Below are 20,939 nucleotides of genomic sequence, written 5' to 3'. Positions count from 1 at the left end.
GTCATCGCACCTTCGCCTGGTCGCGGACGTCCTGGGCGGTCAGCGCGTGCAGCCCGTCGAGGAGTCCCACGGCGAAGGAGCCCGGGTGCTCGGCGGTGCGGGCGGAGCGCTCGGCGGCGAGGGTGAGCACGGTCGTCGCGGCGACCGCGGCGACGAGGCGGTCCTCGACCACGGCGGCGAAGGCCGCGGTGATCCCGCCGAGCGCGCAGCCGGCGCCCGTCACCTTCGTGAGCAGGGGGCTGCCGGTGGCGACGCGCACCACTCTCTCCCCGTCGGTCACGAGGTCCACCGCGCCGGAGACGGCGACGACGGCGCCGGTGCTGCGGGCGAGGGTCGTGGCGGCTTCGTGGGAGTCGTCGGCGGAGTCGATCGAGTCCGCGCCGCGGCCGCCGGCGGAGAGCCCGGCGAGGGCGCGGATCTCGGAGGCGTTGCCGCGGATGATCGCGGGCTCCTCGGTCACGAGCCGCGCGGCGAGGGCCGTGCGCACGGGCAGGGTCCCGACGGCGACGGGGTCCAGCACCCAGGGGGTGCCGGCGGTGCGCGCGGCGTCGACGGCCTCGACCATCGCCTCCCGCTGCTCGGCGCCGGCGGTGCCGAGGTTCACGAGGACGCCGTCGGCGATGCCCGCGAAGATGCCGGCCTCCTCGGGCACCGCGACCATGGCGGGGGAGCCGCCCACGGCGAGCAGCGCGTTCGCGATGAGGTTCGTGGTGACCACGTTGGTCAGGCACTGCACGAGGGGGACCCGCGTGCGGACCTCCTCGAGGGCGGCCGCGAGGACGGCCGGGTCGGTGGGGGCAGAGGCGTGCGCGAGTGTCATGGCGACATCCCTTCGCTAGTCCGAGCTAGATCAGGTTCGACGGGTGTCATCTCAGCCCGGTCCCGGGCACCCCGTGTCACTGCAGGCCACCGTACGTGATCGCCGCCCGCGCGGGGGCGGCGTCCGCGGCCGGGCGGCCGACGTCGCCCCCGGAGGGGAGCGCCTCAGGCGGTGCGCAGGCCGCGCCGCACGAGGAGCAGGCACAGCGCGCAGAGCACCACGAGCATCGAGAGCGAGGCGGGATAGGCGAGCAGCGGCAGCAGTGCGGCGAGGATCGTGGGCAGCAGGAACCCGAGGTAGGCGAGGGCGTAGTAGACGCCGGTGAGCCCGGCGAGGTCCTCCGCCGTCGCGATGGCTTGCACCTGCAGCAGCCCGGCGACGACGAGCGTGCCGTAGGCGGCGCCGAGCACCATCGCCACGAGGATGCCGAGGACCGGGCTGCCGATGGCCGTCGCGAGCACCGCGAGCACCAGGCCCGCGCACATGGCCGCCTGGCCCACGGGCAGGGAGCGGCCGCCGGTGAGGCGGTCCAGCCGCGGCACGAAGGACTGCACGACCGCCCCGGTGCCGAGGGTGAGCACCGTCAGCGCCGTCGCGTACAGCGTCGCGCTCTCGCCGAGGTGACGCTGCACGCTCGCGGGGATGACCGCGTAGGCGACGCCGGCCGCGCCGAAGATCCACGGCGCCGCGGGGACCACGGCGCGGGTGAAGCGGCGGTGCCCGGCGGCGGGCACGCGGAGGTCCTGCCACCAGTGCCCGGCGGCGGGCCGCTCGACGTGGCGGGTCTCCGGGGCGAGCAGGAGCAGCGGGGTCGCGAGCAGGGAGAGTCCGCCGTGCACGAGATAGGGGAGGACCTCGGGGAGCGGCGCGAACTGGGCGAGCAGCCCGCTCGCCCCGGCACCGAGCGCGAAGCCGAGGGTGAGGGTGAGGGACGGGCGGCGGGCGCCGGCGACGGCCGGGGCGCCGATCTCGTACGGCGGCGCGGAGAGCTCCTTCATCCAGGCCGTGCCGACGGACATGGCCGCGCCCACCCCGAGGCCGGCGAGCACCCGGCCCAGGCACAGCAGCGCGAAGACGTGGGGGCTCGCGGCGAGCAGCGCGCTGCCGAGCACGGTCGCGGCCATGCCCACGAGCATCACGGGGCGGCGGCCGTGACGGTCGGAGAGCGCGGCGGCGACGAGCAGGCCGGGGGCGAGCCCGGCGACGTAGGTGCCCAGCAGGAGGTTCGCCTGCCAGGCGGCGTAGTGGCCGACGGACTCGTAGACGTGCAGGAGCGGGGTGAAGTGGTTGCCGCCCCAGGCGAGCAGGAAGGTCGCGGGGACCACGAGCCTCCAGGGGGCGCGGATCGCGGTGCGGCTCATCGTGCACCCCCGTCGAGCTCGTAGGCGTCCTCGACGTGCGCGCGCAGGCGCTCGGCGAAGGCCGCGGGGTCGCCTGCGGCGAGGAGCGCGGCGAGCTCCTCGTGCTCGGCGAGGAGGGAGGGCATGGTGCCGCTGCGCTCGTCGAGGACGGCAGCGGTGAGGCGGGCGAAGCGGGGGCCGAGGTCCTCGCAGATCCCGGCGACGACGCTGTTGTCCGCGGCGGCGATGAGGGCGAGGTGGAAGTCGAGATCCGCGGCGGCGAAGGCGAGCGGGTCCTGGGCGGTCGCGGCGGCGCGCTGCTGGGAGAGCAGCTCCGCGAGCTCCTCGGCGAGGGCGGGGATGGCGTCGGGCCTCGAGAGGAGGGCGGCGCCGGCGGAGGCCTCGAGCATGGTGCGCACGGCGATCAGCTCCCGGCGCTCCCGCGGCGTGACGGTGGTGACCAGGGCGCCCTTCTTGGGGAGCAGGCGCACGAGGCCCCAGCGCTCGAGCTGCAGCATGGCCTCGCGGGCGGGGGTGCGGCTGATGCCGGTGGCCTCGGCGAGGTCGTTCTCGCGCAGCAGCTCGCCGGCGGGCAGATCGCCCTCGACGATGCGGCGGGCGGCCTCGGCGGCGGCGCGATGGGCGAGGGTGCCCCGGTCGGGGTTCCTCCAGGGGAGGGCGTAGGCGATGTTCACGCTCCCGACCCTAGATGATGTATGCATCAAGGGATGCATCGGGGTGAGGAGTGAGACGTCGGCCTGCCGGCCGACGGGGCCTGCGGGCGCCCCGGATGCACCGGACCCCCGGGGAGCGTGCTCCCCGGGGGTCCGGTGCCGAGGTGGCGGGCAGGGCCCGCCGGGTCTCAGAGGGTGCTGGCGAAGGGGTCGAAGTCCGCCGGGACCGGCGGGACCGTGCCGACCGAGCTCGCGACCGTGACGAACTCGCCCGAGGCCGCGGACTCCTCGGCCGAGAGCATGATGTCGAGCACGTGGTAGCCGAGCTCGCCGCTCGCCACGTGGGGACGGCCCTCGCGGATCGCGCGGACCATGTCCAGCAGGCCCAGGCCGCGGCCCACGACCACGCCCTCCTGCGGGACCTCGATCCACTCCTGCTCCGGCGGCTTCTCCCCGAAGGACTCGAAGGGCTTCACGTAGGCGATCCGACCCTCGAACTGGTTGGGGTCGGGGACCACGAGGGAGCCCTCGGTGCCGTGGATCTCGACGATGCCCTGGCGGGCGAGCGGCGAGTCGAAGCTGACCAGGGAGGTGCCGGTCTGGCCGGCCTCGAACTGGGTGAGCACCGAGATCGTCGAGGGGACCTCGACGGGGAAGGTCTGCCCCGCGTTCGGGCCCACCTTGATCGCGCGCTCCTCGGAGGCGCGCAGGCCCACGGCGGCGACCTTCTCGACCGAGCCGAACAGGCTCACGAGGGTCGTGAAGTAGTACGGGCCCATGTCCAGCAGCGGGCCGGCGCCCTTGGCGAAGAGGAAGCCGGGGTTCGGGTGGAAGACCTCGGGGCCCTGGTACTGCATCGAGGTCTGCGCGAACAGCGGGCGGCCGATGGTGCCCTTGGCGATCTCGCGCTTGGCGGTCTGCACGCCCGGTCCGAGCACCGTGTCCGGCGCGCAGCCGACGCGCAGGCCAGCCGCCTCGGCCTGCTGCAGCAGGGCGGCGGTCGACTCGCGGTCCAGGCCCAGCGGCTTCTCGGTCCACACGTGCTTGCCGGCCGCGATCGCGGAGGAGGAGACCTCGGCGTGGACGGCGGGGATCGTCAGGTTCACGACGACCTGCACGTCCGGGTGGTCCAGGACGTCCTGGGCCGTGCCGTGCGCGGGGACGCCGTGCTTCTCCGCCTGGGCGCGGGCGCGATCGGTGTCGAGGTCGCCGAGGATGAGGACCTCGACGTCGGGGAAGGAGCTCAGGTTCTCGAGGTAGGTGTCGGAGATGACGCCCACGCCGATGAAGCCGACGCCGATGGGGCTGCTCATGCGACGAAGCCCCCGTCCACGAGGAAGCGGTAGCTGTTCTCGACGTCCTCGAAGACGTCGCCGGGGACGTTGTCGTACTCGATGACGGCGTACTTGACGTTCGTCGCGGCCTTGAGCGCCTCGACGGTGGGCACGTCGCCCTCGCCCGCGTGGCGCTGGTCGAGGTCCGAGGAGTTGAACTTCGGGGCGTCGGGCGCGAAGGGGTTCGAGGCCGGGGCCACGCCGTCCTTCACGTGCACGGCGACGAGACGGTCGCCGAGCTCCTCGACGAGCGCGACGACGTCCTGGCCGCCGACGAGGGCCCAGAACAGGTCCAGCTCGATCTCGACCGACGGGTCAACGAGCGAGAGGAAGCGCTGGTAGGCGGTCCGGCCGTCGAAGCTCGCGAGGAACTCCTGGGCGTGGTTGTGGTAGCCGACCTTGAGGCCGAACTCCTTCGCCTTCTCCGAGGCGGCGTTGAGGCGCTCGGCGATGTCCTTCACGCCGTCCTCGGTGATCCAGCGCTCGGTGGGGACCATCGGGTCGATGACGGTCGAGATGCCGATCTCCGCGGCGGCCTCGAAGACGACCTCGTTGGAGGGGGTGGGGATGGAGCCGTCCGGCGTCCACAGCTCGTCGGAGAGCAGCGGGGCGTGCCCGGTGGGGGAGGCGAGGCCGCTCTTGTCGAGGGCCGCGCGGATCTCCGCGGGGCGACGGACGAAGTCGAACGCCTCGACGTTCTTCAGCCCGATCTTCGCGAGCTTGTCGAGGGAGCCGTCCATGTCCGCAGTGAACTCTGCGGCCAGGGTGTACAGCTGAACGGAGGCAACGGGGAGTGCCACGGGGAACCTGCTTTCACGCGTCATCATCGGGCGAGAACCACGCCGGGGAGGCGTGCTGGTGGAACGCTAGCACGCAAAAGCCTCCATGTGGAGGTTTTCTTTGGGTACAGTGCGGTCCATGGCAGCGAAGCACTCCCTCCCCGCGGGTCCCGACCCCGACGCACCGGCCCCCGCCCCCGATGCGGCGGAGCCGTCGGACGCGGCCGCAGAGCGCGCCCCCGAGCCGATCGGCCGTCCGGGCGCGTACTCCAAGGGCGTCGCCCGCCGCCAGGAGATCCTCGACCGCGCGATCGAGGTGTTCCGCGAGCGCGGGGCCGACGGCACCTCCCTGCGCCGCATCGCGACCGCCATCGGCGTCTCCCACGCCGCGCTGCTGCACTACTTCGACTCCCGCGAGCAGCTCCTCGTCGCTGTCTACCAGCATGCCGAGACGCGCCGCGGGGAGAGCTCCGAATACCGCAGCGGCGTGAGCGCCGCGCTCGACGCGATGATCCGCGCGGCGGAGATCAACGTCGAGGTCCCCGGTCTCGTCCAGCTCTACTCGACCCTCGTCGCCGCCTCGCTCGAGACCGCGACCGGACCCGCGAAGGAGTACTTCGCCCCCCGCTTCGAGAGCCTGAGGGAGGAGCTCGAGCAGGGCCTGCGTGCGGAACAGGAGGCGGGCACCGTGCGGGCCGACGTCGACCCGGGGCACGTCGCCGCGCTGCTCATCGCCGCCTCCGACGGTCTCCAGATCCAGTGGCTGCTCGAGCCCTCGATCGCCCTGCGCAGCACCCTGGAGACCTTCGCGGTCATGCTCGCCCCGCCGGCCTGAGGGCTCGCGCCGAGGCACCGGCAGCCCGGGGGCCGGGAGGTCCCGGCAGGGCCGGGCCGGTCAGGCCGGTCACCACCGCTTCCGCCGCCGCGCGGGGATGGCTACCGTGAGGAGCGAGGCCCCGGACGGGCCTGCGGACGAGGGAGCTGTACCCGCACCACGACAAGACGGCCACGGAGGTGACCTGTCATGTCCTGGATCCTGCTCGTCGCGGCGGGGGTGATGGAGGCCGTCTGGGCCGCCGCGCTCGCCGCCTCCTACGGCTTCACCCGCCGCGTGCCGACCGCCCTGTTCGTGGCCGGTCTCGTGCTGAGCATGGCCGGGCTCGCCGTCGCCATGCGCGACCTTCCCACCGGCACCGCCTACGCCGTCTGGGTGGGCGTCGGCGCCACCCTCACCGTGATCTGGGGGTACCTCACCCACCAGGAGCGGCCCACCGTGCTGCGCGTGTCGCTGCTCGTGCTGCTCGTGGGCTCCGTGGTGGGCCTGAAGGCGGTGAGCTGACATGGCGTGGACGATCCTGCTCGCGAGCGCCGTCCTCGAGGCGGTCTGGGCGACGGCCCTCGGGGAGTCGCACGGCTTCACCCGCCTCGTGCCCACGCTCGTCTTCCTCGTCGCCCTCGCGCTGAGCATGGCGGGTCTGGGTCGGGCGGCGCGCGAGATCCCGCTCGGCACCGCCTACGCCGTGTGGACCGGGACCGGGGCCGCGCTCACCGTCAGCGTCGCCATGGTGACCGGAGGCGAGGACGTCTCCCTGCTGAAGATCCTCTTCCTGCTGGGCATCATCGGCGCGGTGATCGGGCTCAAGCTCGCCCCGTCCCCGTCCAGGGAGTCCGAGGCGGGCTGACCCGGGCGCGGCGCGGTGCGCGCCGCGGGGATCATTCCTCCGCGGTGCGGACCAGGCAGCCGTGCCCGTCGCCGTCCGCGCCGTGCACGGCGCGCTCGCGGCGCAGCAGCTCCGCGGTGCGCACGAGCCGGGGCAGCGTGATGATCGCGAGCCCGCCCAGGATGTTCAGGGGGATCACCCAGCACATCCAGACCAGCCACTGCGTGTACGGGATCGGGGCGCCCGCGTGCATCGCCGCGAAGATCACCACCGAGTTCAGGGCGCCGTGCAGCATGCCGAGCCCCACGACGAGGAAGCCCGAGAGCAGGGCGTTGGCGAGCGTCACGATGCCCTCCGAGGATCCCTGGCCCATCCGGGTGACGAGCGTGACCGTGAACCCCGCGAGCAGGGCGAGCGCGATCGTCTCCGCGGTGGGCCCCTTCTCGAGGTAGCCGGCCGCCGTGCTCGCGAGCACGTCCTCGAAGCGGGGGAACGCGGCGACCAGGATCCAGGTGAACAGCCAGCCGCCGGCCAGGTTCGTCACGAGCGTGACGGTCCACAGCCGCAGCAGCTGGGCCCAGGTGCCGTGACGGGCCAGGACCGCGTTGATCGGCAGCAGGAAGTCCTCGGTGAACAGCTCCGAGTGCGCGAGGCGGAGGGCGAACAGGCCGATCCCGAAGGCCGCTCCGCCCAGCAGCTTCGACCCCGTCGCGTCGAGCACCGCGAGCATCGCCATGAGGCCGAGCGCCACGTCGATCCCGCCGAACAGGCCGGTGATGATCAGCGCCCGCCAGGTGCGGTGCAGACGCTCGGCACCCTCGGAGACGGTCGAGCGGAACTCGGCGACGAGCTCGTCCTCGACCGGCTCGTCGGAGTCGCCGAGCCGGGAGCGCTCCTCGGCATCGTCCTGTCGCCGTCCCCTGCCGTGTGCGGTCATGCCCGTGCCTCCTCGTGCAGCGGTGCTCCGACGGCCCCCGGCTCCCGCCGGGCGGCCCGCCACACGTCCCGTGCGGCGTCGGCGTTCATCAGCCCGATCCCCAGCCCCACCACGATGTCGATCCACCCCGTGGCCCACCACAGGGTCGCGATGCCGGCCGCGATCATCGCGAGGTTCGCGACGGCGTCGTTGCGCGCGGAGAGCCAGGCGGCCCGGGTCAGGCCGCCCCCGCCCCGTCGGTGGCGGACCAGCAGGGCGGCGCAGCCGAGGTTCACCAGCAGCGCCCCCAGCGCGGTCACCGTGAGCGGCACCCCTCCCGGCGGGACGGGATCGAGGATCTTCGAGATCGCCATGACGATGGTGGCGATCGCCGGCAGCAGGATCACGACCGCCAGGAGGGATCCCACCCCACGTCGGCGTGCCGCGCTCCAGCCCAGCGCGATCGCGATGAGGAGGTTGATCGCCGTGTCCTCGAGGAAGTCCACGCTGTCCGCGAGGAGCGACACCGAGCCGATGGACAGGGCGACGACCGCCTCGACCCCCACATAGGCGAGGTTCAGGGCGGCGACCAGGAGGACCGTCCGGCGCAGCGAGCTCACCCGCACATGGTGACAGCTGCCGGGGCCCGATGCGCGCACCTCAGATAGGGATCGGGGTGAAGCGCCCGTGCGCCCCGCGCATGAGCAGCAGCGCATCGAGCGGGGCGACCTCGGCGCCGCTCACCTCGAGGTGCTCGATCACGGCGGCGAGCGCGGTGCGCGCCTGCTCGTCCTGCTCCTCGCGGGAGCCGTCCTCGACGAGGAAGCGCAGCACGATCCGCCCCACGCGCCGGCCGTGCACCAGCGGGGCCTCGACGTCGGTGCGCTCGACGACGTGGCGGCTGCCGAGCGCGAGCGCCGCCTGGTCCAGCAGATCCGGGGGATGCACCCCCGGCCGCAGCGCGCCGAGCGGGACGTGGAGGCGATAGCTGGCCATGCGACCAGCCTAGGGGCGCGGTGGTGCAGCGGAGTCCGCCCCCGCCGCCGGCGGCCCGGCTCCGGGCCGATGTCGAGGCGCGGCCGGTACCCTCCACCTCGGGCGGGAGCGCCGCCCCGCCGTCGGCCCCGGGAAGGTCACCATGACGCGGAGCATCGTCCTGATCCACGCCGTGCGCTCCTCGCGCACCATGTGGAAGGGGCAGACCCGCCGCCTCCGCGAGCGCGGGTACACCGTGATCGCCCCGGACCTCCCCGGGCACGGACGCCGGCGCGGGGAGCCCTTCACGCTCGAGGCCGCGCTCGCCACGATCGACGAGGCCGTCGCCGCGTGCGAGGAGCCGCCGCTGCTGGTCGGGCTGTCGCTCGGCGGCTTCCTCACCCTGCACTGGGCGGGCACCCATCCCGGGCGGCTCGCCGGCGTCGTCGCCGCGGACTGCACGATCGTCCCCGGGCCGGCGCTCGCCCGGCTCTACGGCCTCTGGATCACGATGAAGGACTGGCTGCCGGGGGACTCCGACGCCCGCGTCGCCCGTGCCTTCGCCCGCCGCCACAGCGACAAGGCCGCCCGCCGTTACTACGGCGGCGGCCGCGCCCACGGCGTGGTGCGCACCGTGGTGCGGACCATCGGCTCGCTCGAGCTCCTCACGGACGTCGCCGCGATCGACATCCCCGTCACCTTCGTCAACGGCGAGCACGACCCGTTCCGCCGGCACGAGGCGCTGTTCGTCGAGGCGGCGCGGGACGGGCGGCTCGTCATCCTCGACGACGCCGGTCACATCGCGAACCTGTCGCGCCCCAAGCGCTTCGCGAAGGTGCTGCGGCGCGCGGCGGCGGCCGGGGCGGAATCGCGGCTCGCCCGCGAGGGATGATGCCCGCCAGGGCGGGATCGTGCCGCCGCGGGCGTCAGGCAGGCAGCTCGCCCGTGCGCAGGAGATGCGCGAGCTCGCCGGCGAAGCGCTCCGCGTCCGCCTTGCGGTGCGGCATGAACGCGAGGTCGCGCCGCCCCTGCACGGCGAGCTTCACCCGGGAGAACGCCCCCGCCCGGTAGCTCACCCGCGTGACCGCGGGCGCCGGCACCTCGCGCTTGACCTTCGCGCCCATCAGGCCCCCGGTCACCTTCACCACGAGCAGCCGGCGCGCGGTCACGACGAGCACGTCGGGGAAGTCCCCGGCGACGCCCGGGAGGGCGAGCAGCACCTGCTCCTCGGGGTCGAGGACCTTCGGCACGTCGCGCTGGAGACCGGGCGAGGCGAACAGCTCGTTCCTCACCAGGGCGGTGGCATAGGACATGGAGGCGGGTGTCGAGGCCATGGCGCCCATCGTAGGAGGGGTGAGGAGGAGGGCGCCCATGGGGAGTCCTCCCCATGGGCGCACGGCCGGAGGGTCGCTACGGTCGACCTCGACACGGACACGCCGCTCCTCGCCCTCGGGCCGAGCGGTTCGGAAGGGGAGCGGGATGAGCGGGTTCTTCGGTGCGGACACCGATCGGCTGCGGGAGCACGCGGGCGTGCTGCGCGAGCGGGCGCAGCGGCTCATGGAGCTGCGCGAGTCGCTCGAGCCGCTGGTCATGGACGAGTCGGCGTGGCAGGGCCCGGACGCCGACGCGTTCCGCGCGCAGTGGAAGGGGAGCACCGCCGCGCAGCTCTCGCAGCGGGGCGAGGAGCTGAGCCGGCGCGGTGCGGACCTCGACGCGCAGGCGGAGGAGCAGGACACCGCCTCCGGGCAGGACGCCGGCGCCGGGAGAGGCGGCGGGAACGGCGAGGAGGGATCCGGCCCGTTCTCCTTCCTCAAGGACCTCCTGCGCAAGGGGCAGTCCCTCTACAAGAAGGGCGCCCAGCTGCTCGACTTCCTCAAGCGGATCCCCACCGCGGCGGACGAGTTCGCGCACCTCGCCGAGGCGGGACTGCAGAAGCTGTGGAGGGCCTCGTACCTCGACGAGCTCTTCAACGGCGGCAAGGGCTGGCAGAAGGCCGCGGAGAACCTCCTCGGCAAGCTCGGCCTTCCCTCCTCGATCGGCAGGTTCGAACCGGCGAAGTGGCTGAACAAGCTCGACGACGTCGCCCCGTTCCTCAAGACCGGCGGCAAGCTGCTCGGCAAGGCGCTGCCCTTCGTCGACATCGGCTTCGGCCTCCACCAGGCCTTCACCGCGGACAACGCCTACGACCGCTGGAGCGGCGGCATCGGCGCCGCGGGCGGCACCCTGCTCGCGATCGCCCCGTTCACCGGGCCCGCCGCGCCGATCGTCGGCGCGATCGGCGCGGGGCTCGGCGTCGTCTCGATCGGCATGGACGTCGGCAAGCTCGTCCACGAGAACTGGGACGGGATCACGGGGGCGGTGGGCGACGCGTGGAACGCCACGACCGGTGCCGTGAGCGATGCGGCGAGCACCGTGAGCGATGCCGTCGGCAACGCGGCGGAGTCCGTGAAGAACACCGTCAGCGACGTCGGCTCCGCCGTCAGCGACGGGATCGGCAAGGTCGGCGACGCCTTCGGGTTCTGACGCCGCTCCGATCACCGTCCCCTGTCCCCGCACCGCCCCCTGACCCTAGGATCGAGCCATGCCCCAGCAGTCCCTGCGCACCGAGCGCGATGCCGCCGCCGCCTACGAGCTGCTCTCGACGGCGAGCGAGGACCCCGCCGTCCTCGCCGTCCTCACGGACGAGGAGCTCACCGCCCTCGCCGGAGCCGAGGCCGCGGCGCTCGCCGGCACCCCCTTCCTCGACGAGTCCGAGCTCGAGCGCGGCGCCGCCGCCGCGATCGCCCTGCGCTCCCTGGTGGCCCGCGGCCTGGTGCAGCTGACCGACGAGGGTCGTGAGAACGAGGGCGAGGACCTCGCGACCGGAGCGGAGCCCCGGCGCGCCGCGCAGCTGGACCGCACCCTCGCCGGTCTCCTCACCCTGCGCACCTCCCCGCTCGCCCTCGTGCACCTCACGCGGCGCGTCGCGGACCAGACCACCTCGCTGCTGCTCTCGCTCCATCCCCACGGCGGCGTCCTCGAGGAGCTCATCACCGCCGACGGCTTCCACCACTTCAGCCTCCCTGCCCGGGAGGCCGTCCCGGGACGGCTCGCCCGGTACGTCGACGCCGACCAGGTCGCGGGCGAGGCCGACGGTGCGACCGCGACCGCGACCGCCGCCGAGCTCGACGCGGGGAGCACGGAGATCTCGCGGCGGCTGCAGGACGCCCGCGCGCTGACCGTCGTCACCTCGGCCGACGGCGGGACCAGCTCCCAGCTGACCGTCGTCGCGACGGCCGATGCCGTGCTCGCCATGGACACCCCGCAGGACGCCGGGGAGCGCGTCGAGGTGCGCGAGCTCGGGGCGAGCGGCCTCGAGGCCCTGCTGGCGGCCGCGCTCCCGGACCCTGCCGGCCTCTGACCCTCGCCCCGGCCTGCCGCGGCGCGCCGTACCCTGGGGACATGACCCGCCCCGTGCTGCGCGTCGGCTTCGTGCCCGGCGTCGAACCCGACCGCTTCGTGCGCCGCTGGAGGACCGGGCGCCGTGCCGCCTACCTCGAGGTGGTGCCCGTGCCGCTCTCGGGGCAGCGCCGCGCGCTCGCCGAGGGCGAGGTGGACATGTGCTTCGTGCGGCTCCCGCTCGACGCGGCGGAGGATCTCCACGTCGTCGCCCTGTGGGAGGAGCGCCCGGCGATCGTCGTGGGCGACGAGAACGTCCTCAGCCTGCACGAGGAGATCTCCCTCGCGGATCTCGAGGGGGAGACCGAGATCCCCGCCGCCCACGAGGACGACGCCGCGGACCGCGTCGCCGTCGTCGCCACGGGCGTCGGCTTCACGCGACTGCCGCTCTCCCTCGCCCGCCTGCACCATCGCAAGGACACGCGGCAGATCCCGCTCGTGGACGCCGAGCCCACCCGGATCGCCCTGGTGTGGCCGCGCGCCGCCGACGACGAGCTGCGCCAGGAGTTCGTGGGGGTCGTCCGCGGGCGCACCTCCCGCTCCAGCCGATGAGCCCCGCAGAACCGACCCCGAGAAGGCCCGGAAAGGACCCGACATGACCGAGCAGACCACGCCCGACGAGCAGTCCCGCATGAACGTCGAGAGCTTCAACCTCGACCACCGCACCGTGGCCGCGCCCTACGTGCGCATCGCCGACCGCAAGGTGCTCCCCGGCGGGGACGTGCTGACGAAGTTCGACCTCCGCTTCACGCAGCCCAACGTCGACCACCTCGACTCCGAGACGGTCCACTCGCTCGAGCACCTCATGGCCGAGCACATGCGCGACCACACCGGCGACGTCATCGACGTGTCCCCGATGGGCTGCCGCACCGGCTTCTACGCGCTTCTCTCCGGCGCCCACACCGCCGAGGACCTCGCCCCCGTGCTCGCGGCGACCCTCGAGGACGTGCTCACGGCGACCGAGGTGCCCGCCGCGAACGAGGTCCAGTGCGGCTGGGGCGCCCACCACACGCTCGAGGGCGCGCAGCGGGCGGCCCGGGCGTTCCTCGACCGTCGCGCCGAGTGGGGCACCGTCACCGCCGGCTGATCTCCTCCCGCACGGCCTGCAGCAGGCGGGCCGTGCGCGGGTCCTCCGCCAGGTCGTCCACGGTCACGGGCCGCAGCGACGGATCGGCGAGCGGGATCCGCCAGTTGGGGTACTCCTCGTCCGTGCCCGGCTGGTTCTGGATGCGCCGCTCGCCCACGCAGTCCACGAGCGAGACGCCCAGCAGCAGCGAGGGCGTCCGCGCGAGATGGCGGTGCAGGGCGATCACCGTCTCCTCGGTGCTCGCGCCGGGGGCGAGCAGGCCCTCCGCACGGAGCACGTCGAGCACCCGGTCGCGGGCCTCGGCGTCGATCCGCCGCTCCTCCTCGAGCGGCCGCTCGAGCAGCCCCAGCTCGTGGCGCAGCGCCACGTGGTCCCCGGCGAGGTAGCCGGCCGTCGGCGGCAGGTCGTGCGTGTTCACCGAGGCCATGCACAGGTGCCGGTACCGCTCGGGCGGCAGGGGAGCGCCGTCCTCGTGCTCGAACCACAGGATCGAGGTGCCCAGGACCCCGCGGCCGGCGAGGTACTCGCGCACCCACGGCTCGAAGGTGCCGAGGTCCTCGCCGATCACGAGGGTCCCCGAGCGCTCCGCCTCGAGCGCGAGGATCCCGATCATCGCCTCGTGGTCGAAGAACACGTACGCGCCGTCGGCCGCCTCGTTCCCCTCGGGGATGCACCACAGGCGGAACAGGCCCAGCACGTGGTCGATCCGGAGCGCGCCGGCATGGCGCATGAGGGAGCGGAGCATGTCCCGCCAGGGCCGGTAGCCGGCCTCGCGCAGGTGCTCGGGGTGCCAGGGCGGCTGGTGCCAGTTCTGGCCCTGCTGGTTGTACTGGTCCGCGGGCGCGCCGACGGACAGGCCGCTCGAGAGCACGTCCCGCAGCCGCCAGGAGTCCGCGCCCACCTGCTCCACGCCCACGGCGAGGTCGTGCATGACGCCGATCCGCATGCCGGCCTCCCGCGCGGCGGCCTGGGCGGCGGCGAGCTGCTCGTCCAGCAGCCACTGCACCCAGGTGTGGAAGGCGACGGATCCGGCGAGCTCGATGCGCGCCCGCTCCACCGTCTCCTCGTCGAGGTCCTGCAACCGCGCCTCCCCGGGCGTACCGCGCAGGCTCTGCGCGATCGCGGACCACAGGGCGAAGTCGGCGAGGCCCTGCCCCTCGCGGGCGGTGTAGGCGTCCAGCAGCGCCTGCCGTCCCGCGGTGCGGGGAGCGGCGAAGAGCTCCTCGAGGGCGGCGAGCTTCGCGCTCAGCACCTCGTCCCGCTCGAGGTGGTCGACGCGATCGTTCCAGGCGGCGACGGGCTCCCGCGCCAGCGCGATCCGCTGGCGGGCGTGCTCGGGCAAGTCCCGGTACTCGGGGACGTCCTCGATGCGCAGGTACAGCGGGCTCGTGAAGCGCCGGGTCACCGGGAGGTACGGGGAGGGCTCGACGGGCGGGGTGGGGTAGGAGGCGTGCAGCGGGTTCACGAGCAGGAAGTCCATGCCGTGCCGGGCCCCGGTGATCGCGGCGAGGTCGCGGAGGTCCGCGAGGTCGCCCACGCCCCAGGAGCGGTCCGATCGCACGGAGTACAGCTGGGCCTGCACGCCGACGGCGCGGCGCGCGCCGAGGGCGTCCGCCGTCGTGACGCGCGGCGGGGTGACGACGAGATCCGCCTCCTCGCGTCCCTGCGGGGTCTCCGCGACGAGGCGGTGCCAGCCCAGCGGCAGGTCGCCGGGCACGGCGAAGCGGGCGCGTCCTCGCAGGCGGCCGCCGATCTCGCGCGGTGGGGTGTTGTCCTCGGTCTGCTCGAGGTCGCGGAAGTCGCCGTCCTCGAGGACGAGGCGCACCGTGACCGCGTCGCCGTGGTCCACGTGCACGGGGAGCGAGGAGCCCTCGCCGGCCCGCAGCACGGTCGCCGGCGGCAGCGTGCGCGCCCACGGCGCGTCCTCGCGGGCGGCGCGCGCGGCGGCGAGGTCCGCATCGTCGGCGACGTGGTGGCCGAGCCCGGCGAGCACCGCGACGAGGGTGTCGTCGGCGACGTCGCGGCGCACGCCGTCCCATCCCCAGTAGTCCGTGCCGACGCCGAGGTCACGGGCGAGTTCCCGCAGAGCGGAGGAGGTCAGTGCCATGCGCACATCGTAGCGGCGTGGATCACGTCCACGAGGGCAGCCACATGCGCCACTGCCACTGCTCGAGGTCGATCACCTGGCCGGTCCAGACCGGCCAGAAGAACGCGGAGACCATGACGATCAGCGTCAGCAGGGAGCCGACGAAGAGCCCGCCGGCCAGGCGCCTCTCCCTCTCCGCGCCCGGCGGGCCCAGCAGCAGCCCCAGCACGTAGGCGAGGCACAGCACCACCCACGGCTCGAAGGCGACCGTGTAGAAGGTGAAGATCGTGCGGTCCATGTACATCAGCCACGGCAGGTAGCCGCCCACGATGCCCGCGAGCGCCGCGGCCGCGCGGCCGTCGCGGTGGCGGATCGCGAGGACGACGCACGCGAGGATCGCGAGGGTGCCGAGCCACCAGATCAGCGGGTTGCCGACGGAGAGGATGTGGGACGCGCAGCGTGCCACCTCGCAGCCGTGCTCCCCGTAGTCGTAGCCGCGGTAGTAGAAGTTCGTGGGCCGGATCATCAGCAGCCAGCCCAGCGGGTTCGCCTGGTACGGGTGCGGGGTGTCGAGGTGGACGTGGAAGTCGTAGGCCTGGGAGTGGTAGTGCCACAGGGACCACAGGGCGTCCATCACGGCGTTGCCGCTGCCGCCGCCGGGCTGCTCGGCCGCCCACTGCCGGTCGTAGCCCTTGGTGCTCGCGAACCACCCGGACCACGAGAGCAGGTAGGACAGCAGTGCCACGCCGACGGTCGAGAGGAAGGCCGGGACCGCGTCGAGCACGAGGCCACCCGTGAACCAGCGCCGCTCGCCGATCGCGCGCCGCGTCCACCAGTCCCACAGCACGATCATGATCCCGAAGGCCGCGAGGAAGTAGAGCCCGGACCACTTCACGCCGCACGAGAGGCCGAGCATGACGCCGCCCACGATCCGCCAGGGACGCACGCCGCCCGGCAGGCCGAGCGCGGGGGAGGACTCCGCGGCGACGTGGAGGCGAGCGGCGAGCTGCGCCATCCGCTCCCGGTGCCGGTCGCGGTCGATCAGCAGCGCGCCGAAGCCCGCGAGCGCGAAGAACATGAGCACGAGGTCCAGCAGGCTCGTGCGGGACTCGACGAGGTGGACGCCGTCCACGGCGAGCAGGAGCGCGGCGATGAGCCCCACGGTCGTCGAGCGGAACAGGCGTCGGCCGATCCGCGCGACCATGAGCACACTGATCGCGCCGAGCAGGGCCACGGAGATCCGCCAGCCCCACGGGTTGTCGGCCCCGAGCAGCTCCATGCCCAGGCCGATCACCCATTTGCCGACGGGCGGATGCACCACGTAGGCGCCGGTGTCCTCGTAGGTGTCGACCTCCCCGCGCTCCCAGGCGGCGTCCGGCTCGTCCGGCCAGTCCATCTCCACACCCTGCTGGGTGATCGTGTAGCCGTCCTTGACGTAGTAGGTCTCGTCGAAGATCAGCTCGCCGATCGAGCCGAGACCCCACAGGCGGAGCACGAGCGCGAGCCCGAACACCGCGAAGGCGGCGGCCCAGGCCCAGCGGGAGAAGGGCAGCGACGGGGCGCCCAGGCGCCGGCGGTACGAGTCGAGCACGGCGGCGGGCTCGTCGTCGATGTCGGCGCGGTGGCGCGCGTCGGGGGCCGTCTGCACCCGGACATGCTAGGTCATCGCCCCTGGGGACCTGCGGACCGGCCCTAGCATGGACCCCATGCTCGAACCTGGAGTCCTCACCCTCGCCGCCACCCCGATCGGCAACCCGCTCGACGCGAGCGTGCGGCTCCTGCGGGCCCTCGAGCAGGCGGAGCTGATCGCCGCGGAGGACACCCGTCGCCTCCACCGTCTCGCCGACGCCCTCGAGGTGACCCTCACGGGGAAGGTGCTCAGCTACCACGAGCACAACGAGGCCGAGCGGACGGACGTGCTGCTCGAGGCGCTCGCGGCGGGCCGCTCGGTGCTCGTGGTCACCGATGCGGGCATGCCCGTCGTCTCCGATCCCGGGTTCCGCGCCGTGCAGGCGGCGGTCGAGGCCGGGCACCGGGTCACGGTGATCCCGGGGCCCTCCGCCGTGCTGACCGCGCTCGCGGCCTCCGGGATCGCGCCGGACCGCTTCAGCTTCGAGGGCTTCCCGCCGCGCCGGGACGGGAAGCGCCACGCGACCTTCGCCCCGCTCGCGGAGGAGCGGCGGACGATGGTGTTCTTCGAGTCGCCGCGGCGCACGGCGGCGACCCTCGCCGCGATGGCGGAGGACTTCGGGCCGCAGCGGCGCGCGGCGGTCGCGCGCGAGCTCACGAAGACCTACGAGGAGGTGGTCCGGGGGACGCTCGCCGAGCTCGTCGCCTGGGCGGAGGGCACGGAGGTGCTCGGCGAGATCGTCATCGTCGTCGCGGGCGCCGAGCCGCGGGCGGCGAGCGCCGAGGAGCTCCTCCCGGTCGTGCTCGAGCGGGCGGCCGCGGGGGAGCGGCTCAAGGAGGCGGCGAAGGCGGTCGCCGCCGGGGCGGAGGGCGTCAGCTCCCGCGAGCTCTACGACCTCGCCCTCGCCGCGCGCGCCTGATCCGCGCGCAGGGCAGGGGAGCACGACGGAGCCCCCGGTCGATGACCGGGGGCTCCGTGGATGCTGCGCTGCGGGCTCGGCCCGCCGCGATCAGTCGTCGATCGAGAGCAGACCGCGCTGGTAGGCCTTGGCCAGGCGACGCGGCACGGCGGCGCTGCGGCCGCGGACGGTGACCTGCACGAGGTCGGCGTTGTTCGCCTTCCACTGCGAGCGGCGGGACCGGGTGCGAGCCCGGGACATCTTGAACTTGGGCACTGCCATGGGAACGCTCCTTGACGGTCCGGAGGATGAACGAGCGAAGGTGTCCGCCCCGAGCAGCGACCCGGACCCGTATCACGAGAGGGGCGCTCGGGTGCCGGTGTGGACACGCAACGAGGAATCATTGTGCCACAGCGCCGAGGTCGGCGCCCCCTCGCAGGAGGTGAGGTGGCCCACCTGGTCGCGTATGCCGCAGGTCGGACCGGACCGGCGGGGCGCGCGCCCCGGAGATCCTACGATGAGCGCATGCCGCCAGCCGAGAACCCCCTGCCCGCTCCCGTGCGCGCCCGCGAGGACATCGACCCCCGCGGCAGGTCCCGCGACCGCTCCTGGCCCCCGGCCCCCGCGCCGCTGCCCGTGCCCGTGGTCGACAACCACTGCCACCTCGACTTCTCCGACGGCGACGAGCAGCGCGACGTCCACGAGCACGTGCGGCTCGCCCGCGAGGCCGGCATCGAGGGGCAGATCACCATCGGCTCGGACATGCTCGCCGCCCGCTGGACCGCGGAGCTGCTCGCCTCCCCGCACTGCCCGCCGTCCCTGCGCGGCGGGGTCGCCGTGCACCCGAACGAGGCGCCGCTGCACGCGCGCGGCCACGACCACGAGGGGCGCGCCCTGCCCTCCCTCGACGAGGCGCTCGCGGAGACCGCGGACCTCCTGCGCGGTCCCGGCATGGTCGTCGTGGGGGAGACCGGGCTCGACTGGTTCCGCACCTCCCGGGACGACGACGCGGCGCGCCGGGCCCAGATCGACTCCTTCCGCGCGCACATCGCGATGGCCAAGGAGCTGGGTCTCCCGATGCAGATCCACGACCGCGACGCCCACCAGGACGTGCTCGACGTGCTCGACGCGGACGGCGCCCCCGAGCGCACGGTCCTGCACTGCTTCTCCGGGGACGCGGCGTTCGCCCGCGCCTGCGCGGACCGCGGATTCCTCCTCTCCTTCGCCGGCACCGTCACCTTCAAGAACTCGACCGGCCTGCGGGAGGCGCTCGCGGAGGTGGGCCTCGGCCAGGTGATGGTCGAGACCGACGCCCCCTTCCTCACCCCCGTGCCCTATCGGGGCCGCCCCAACTCCTCCTACCTGATCCCGCTCACCATGGCGACGATCGCCGAGGTGACCGGGGTGACCCTCGAGGAGGCCTGCACCGCGGTGAGCGCGACCACCCGGCAGGTCTACGGCCCGATCGGGGCGGCGGCATGAGCGCGGCGGAGGGCCCGGGGCCCCTGCTCAGCGCTCGCGACATCCGGGAGCTGGCCGCGGCGGCCGGCATCCGGCCCTCGAAGCAGCGCGGTCAGAACTTCGTCATGGACCCGAACACGGTCCGCACGATCGTCGAGCGCGCGGGTCTCGAGCCCGGGCAGGCGGTGCTCGAGGTGGGGCCGGGGCTCGGCTCGCTGACCCTGGGTCTGTTCGAGGCGGGGGCCGATGTCGCCGCGATCGAGCTGGACCGCGGGCTCGCGGAGCTGCTGCCCGCGACGCTCGCCGCCCGGGGCATCGACGAGGAGCGCTTCCGGCTGCTCCATGCCGACGCGCTGCAGGTCACCGAGCTGCCCGTGCTGCCGCGGGCGGGCGTGCCCACGGCGCTCGTCGCGAACCTGCCCTACAACGTCGCGACCCCGATCCTGCTCACCGCGCTCGAGCGCTTCGCGTCCCTGCGCACGGCCCTCGTGATGGTGCAGACCGAGGTCGTCGAGCGGCTCTCCGCGGGACCGGGCTCGCGCATCTACGGGGCGCCCAGCGTGAAGGCCGCCTGGTACGGGCGGGCGGAGCTCGCGGGCCGCATCTCCCGGCAGATCTTCTGGCCCGTCCCCAACGTCGACTCCGCCCTCGTGCGGCTGGTCCGGCACGAGGTGCCGCTGGGCGACGACGCGGAGCGGATCGCCGTCTTCGCCGTCGTCGACGCCGCCTTCGCGCAGCGCCGCAAGACCCTCCGCGCGGCGCTCGGCACCTGGGCGGGCAGCCCTGCTCGGGCCGAGGCCGTGCTGCGGGAGGCCGGGATCGACCCCGGCGCCCGCGGCGAGACGCTCGACGTGGACGGCTTCCGTGCGATCGCCCGCGCCGATGCGGTGGTCGCCCGATGACCGTTCCGGCGGCCCTGCCGCGCCGCGTGGTGGTGCAGGCCCCCGGCAAGATCAACCTCTCCCTCGCCGTCGGGGCCGTCGACGGCCGCGGCTACCACGAGCTCGCGACCGTGTTCCACGCCGTGGACCTGCTGGAGACGGTGACCGCCCGCGCCGTGGACGGCGAGGAGCTCACCCTGGCCGTCGACTCGGGGGTCCCCGGGGACGTCCCGCTGGACGGGACGAACCTCGCCCTGCGCGCGGCGGCCCTGCTGCGCGAGCGCACGGGCACCCGGCGCGGCGCGGCGCTGCACGTCGACAAGCGCGTCCCGGTCGCCGGCGGCATGGGCGGCGGCTCGGCCGACGCCGCCGCGGCGCTCGTCGCCCTCGACGTGCTGTGGGGCCTGGACCTCGGTCCCGCCGCCCTCACGGACCTCGCCGGGGCGCTCGGGGCCGACGTCCCCTTCGCCCTCCTCGGCGGCACCGCCCTGGGACGCGGGACGGGCGGGGACCTCACCCCGGTGGAGACGGCCGCGGCCCCGTGGTGGGTGCTCGCCGTCCCCGGCGGTCACCTCTCCACCCCGGCGGTGTACCGGCGCGCCGACGAGATCGCCGACGCCTCGGGGCGCACCCTGCCCGCGCGCCCCGAGATCGACGCGCGCCAGCTCGGAGCGCTCGCGGCGGGGGACACGACGATGCTCGCCGCGACCCTCTCCAACGACCTGCAGGAGGCGGCGCTGAGCCTGCACCCGGGTCTCGCCCCGGTCCTCGCCGCGCTGCGGGACGCGGGCGCCCCGGGCGCCCTGGTCTCCGGCTCGGGGCCGACGCTCGCCGCCCTCGCCCGGGACGAGGCGCAGGCCCGCGCGATCGCGGAGCGGGTGCGCGCGACGGACGCCGTCGAGCAGTGCCTCCTCGCCCGCGGCGGCGCGCCCGGCGCCCGGGTGCTCGAGCAGGACTGA

The 20,939-nt window shown here is 74.2% G+C and carries 24 protein-coding genes and 1 riboswitch; of the genes, 12 read left to right on the top strand and 12 right to left on the bottom strand.

Translation table 11 applies throughout. The features are described 5' to 3' along the window. Position 1: 1 nt before the first annotated feature. The 5 genes from thiM to C1N80_RS12310 all read right to left on the bottom strand — a co-directional run bounded on the left by thiM (position 2) and on the right by C1N80_RS12310 (position 4,968). Complete coding sequence (gene thiM / locus C1N80_RS12330) at positions 2–820, bottom strand: hydroxyethylthiazole kinase (RefSeq protein ID WP_137771034.1); 819 nt, start codon at positions 818–820, stop codon at positions 2–4. After that, a riboswitch (TPP riboswitch) is annotated at positions 811–904 on the bottom strand. It overlaps the preceding gene by 10 nt. A gap of 80 nt (positions 905–984) precedes the next feature. Further along, positions 985–2,181 (bottom strand): MFS transporter, encoded by a 1,197-nt coding sequence (locus C1N80_RS12325; RefSeq protein WP_137771033.1) that lies wholly within the window; start codon positions 2,179–2,181, stop codon positions 985–987. Further along, entirely contained in the window at positions 2,178–2,855 is a 678-nt protein-coding gene (locus tag C1N80_RS12320; RefSeq protein ID WP_168198105.1) for a GntR family transcriptional regulator, read from the bottom strand. The genes C1N80_RS12325 and C1N80_RS12320 overlap by 4 nt, the downstream gene beginning before the upstream one ends. Before the next feature lie 167 nt (positions 2,856–3,022). Then, positions 3,023–4,147, bottom strand: coding sequence for a Gfo/Idh/MocA family protein (locus tag C1N80_RS12315; protein WP_137771031.1), 1,125 nt, complete (start codon positions 4,145–4,147; stop codon positions 3,023–3,025). After that, complete coding sequence (locus C1N80_RS12310; RefSeq protein WP_137771030.1) at positions 4,144–4,968, bottom strand: sugar phosphate isomerase/epimerase; 825 nt, start codon at positions 4,966–4,968, stop codon at positions 4,144–4,146. Before C1N80_RS12310 ends, C1N80_RS12315 begins: the two co-directional genes overlap by 4 nt. Before the next feature lie 118 nt (positions 4,969–5,086). On the opposite strand from C1N80_RS12310, the gene C1N80_RS12305 reads away from it, so the two are divergent. The 3 genes from C1N80_RS12305 (at position 5,087) to C1N80_RS12295 (ending at position 6,629) form a co-directional block, all read left to right on the top strand. Further along, positions 5,087–5,782: a TetR/AcrR family transcriptional regulator gene (locus C1N80_RS12305; protein WP_137771029.1), complete on the top strand. Its 696-nt coding sequence runs from the start codon at positions 5,087–5,089 to the stop codon at positions 5,780–5,782. Positions 5,783–5,971: 189 nt separating this feature from the next. Continuing rightward, positions 5,972–6,286: a multidrug efflux SMR transporter gene (locus C1N80_RS12300; protein ID WP_137771028.1), complete on the top strand. Its 315-nt coding sequence runs from the start codon at positions 5,972–5,974 to the stop codon at positions 6,284–6,286. Position 6,287: 1 nt separating this feature from the next. Further along, positions 6,288–6,629, top strand: a complete 342-nt coding sequence (locus tag C1N80_RS12295; protein WP_137771027.1) for a multidrug efflux SMR transporter — start codon at positions 6,288–6,290, stop codon at positions 6,627–6,629. Positions 6,630–6,660: 31 nt separating this feature from the next. Here the strand turns inward: C1N80_RS12295 and C1N80_RS12290 are convergent, their stop codons facing one another. Genes C1N80_RS12290 through C1N80_RS12280 form a run of 3 tightly spaced genes read right to left on the bottom strand, consistent with a single transcriptional unit; the run spans position 6,661 to position 8,520 of the window. Further along, positions 6,661–7,545: a formate/nitrite transporter family protein gene (locus C1N80_RS12290; RefSeq protein WP_137771026.1), complete on the bottom strand. Its 885-nt coding sequence runs from the start codon at positions 7,543–7,545 to the stop codon at positions 6,661–6,663. After that, on the bottom strand, positions 7,542–8,144 hold the full coding sequence (locus C1N80_RS12285) for a cation transporter (RefSeq protein ID WP_240811118.1): 603 nt from the start codon (positions 8,142–8,144) through the stop codon (positions 7,542–7,544). Before C1N80_RS12285 ends, C1N80_RS12290 begins: the two co-directional genes overlap by 4 nt. A gap of 40 nt (positions 8,145–8,184) precedes the next feature. Beyond that, the gene (locus C1N80_RS12280) at positions 8,185–8,520 is read right to left on the bottom strand and encodes a hypothetical protein (protein WP_137771024.1); all 336 of its coding nucleotides are present in this window, start codon (positions 8,518–8,520) and stop codon (positions 8,185–8,187) included. 142 nt (positions 8,521–8,662) lie between these two features. Between C1N80_RS12280 and C1N80_RS12275 the strand changes: the two genes are divergently transcribed. Further along, positions 8,663–9,391 carry an alpha/beta fold hydrolase gene (locus C1N80_RS12275; RefSeq protein WP_137771023.1) on the top strand — a complete coding sequence of 243 codons (729 nt, stop codon included), beginning with the start codon at positions 8,663–8,665 and terminating at the stop codon, positions 9,389–9,391. Positions 9,392–9,425: 34 nt separating this feature from the next. On the opposite strand, the gene C1N80_RS12270 is transcribed toward C1N80_RS12275, so the two are convergent. Next, entirely contained in the window at positions 9,426–9,833 is a 408-nt protein-coding gene (locus C1N80_RS12270; RefSeq protein ID WP_137771022.1) for a PH domain-containing protein, read from the bottom strand. Between the two features lie 145 nt (positions 9,834–9,978). Here C1N80_RS12270 and C1N80_RS12265 point away from each other — a divergent pair, with 145 nt between their 5' ends. Genes C1N80_RS12265 through C1N80_RS12250 form a run of 4 tightly spaced genes read left to right on the top strand, consistent with a single transcriptional unit; the run spans position 9,979 to position 13,024 of the window. Next, positions 9,979–11,022, top strand: coding sequence for a hypothetical protein (locus C1N80_RS12265; protein WP_137771021.1), 1,044 nt, complete (start codon positions 9,979–9,981; stop codon positions 11,020–11,022). Positions 11,023–11,080: 58 nt separating this feature from the next. Beyond that, entirely contained in the window at positions 11,081–11,899 is an 819-nt protein-coding gene (locus tag C1N80_RS12260; RefSeq protein ID WP_137771020.1) for a hypothetical protein, read from the top strand. Between the two features lie 41 nt (positions 11,900–11,940). Then, positions 11,941–12,489 (top strand): LysR substrate-binding domain-containing protein, encoded by a 549-nt coding sequence (locus C1N80_RS12255; RefSeq protein WP_137771019.1) that lies wholly within the window; start codon positions 11,941–11,943, stop codon positions 12,487–12,489. A gap of 43 nt (positions 12,490–12,532) precedes the next feature. After that, complete coding sequence (locus tag C1N80_RS12250; protein ID WP_137771018.1) at positions 12,533–13,024, top strand: S-ribosylhomocysteine lyase; 492 nt, start codon at positions 12,533–12,535, stop codon at positions 13,022–13,024. Here C1N80_RS12250 and malQ read toward each other — a convergent pair. Together malQ and C1N80_RS12240 are read right to left on the bottom strand one after the other, a co-directional pair. Then, entirely contained in the window at positions 13,011–15,131 is a 2,121-nt protein-coding gene (malQ, locus tag C1N80_RS12245; RefSeq protein WP_137771017.1) for a 4-alpha-glucanotransferase, read from the bottom strand. The two genes, C1N80_RS12250 and malQ, sit on opposite strands and share 14 nt — an antisense overlap. A gap of 22 nt (positions 15,132–15,153) precedes the next feature. Then, positions 15,154–16,758: a dolichyl-phosphate-mannose--protein mannosyltransferase gene (locus C1N80_RS12240; RefSeq protein WP_137771016.1), complete on the bottom strand. Its 1,605-nt coding sequence runs from the start codon at positions 16,756–16,758 to the stop codon at positions 15,154–15,156. 49 nt (positions 16,759–16,807) lie between these two features. Between C1N80_RS12240 and rsmI the strand changes: the two genes are divergently transcribed. Beyond that, the gene (gene rsmI, locus C1N80_RS12235; RefSeq protein ID WP_168198104.1) at positions 16,808–17,659 is read left to right on the top strand and encodes a 16S rRNA (cytidine(1402)-2'-O)-methyltransferase; all 852 of its coding nucleotides are present in this window, start codon (positions 16,808–16,810) and stop codon (positions 17,657–17,659) included. A 90-nt stretch (positions 17,660–17,749) separates the two neighbouring features. On the opposite strand, the gene rpmF is transcribed toward rsmI, so the two are convergent. After that, positions 17,750–17,920, bottom strand: a complete 171-nt coding sequence (gene rpmF / locus C1N80_RS12230) for a 50S ribosomal protein L32 (RefSeq protein WP_137771014.1) — start codon at positions 17,918–17,920, stop codon at positions 17,750–17,752. 243 nt (positions 17,921–18,163) lie between these two features. Between rpmF and C1N80_RS12225 the strand changes: the two genes are divergently transcribed. The 3 genes from C1N80_RS12225 to C1N80_RS12215 are packed head-to-tail and all read left to right on the top strand — an operon-like array spanning position 18,164 to position 20,939. Continuing rightward, a complete protein-coding gene (locus C1N80_RS12225) occupies positions 18,164–19,120 on the top strand; it encodes a TatD family hydrolase (protein ID WP_137771013.1) in 957 nt (318 codons plus the stop codon). After that, positions 19,117–20,001: a 16S rRNA (adenine(1518)-N(6)/adenine(1519)-N(6))-dimethyltransferase RsmA gene (gene rsmA, locus C1N80_RS12220; protein ID WP_137771012.1), complete on the top strand. Its 885-nt coding sequence runs from the start codon at positions 19,117–19,119 to the stop codon at positions 19,999–20,001. Before C1N80_RS12225 ends, rsmA begins: the two co-directional genes overlap by 4 nt. After that, positions 19,998–20,939, top strand: coding sequence for a 4-(cytidine 5'-diphospho)-2-C-methyl-D-erythritol kinase (locus C1N80_RS12215; RefSeq protein ID WP_137771011.1), 942 nt, complete (start codon positions 19,998–20,000; stop codon positions 20,937–20,939). Before rsmA ends, C1N80_RS12215 begins: the two co-directional genes overlap by 4 nt.

Source organism: Brachybacterium sp. SGAir0954 (genome assembly GCF_005490785.1).
In the GTDB taxonomy this organism is placed as follows: Bacteria; Actinomycetota; Actinomycetes; order Actinomycetales; family Dermabacteraceae; genus Brachybacterium; species Brachybacterium rhamnosum.
The sequence above is the reverse complement of the archived record's forward strand: the minus strand, read 5'-3'. Positions and strand labels throughout refer to the sequence as shown.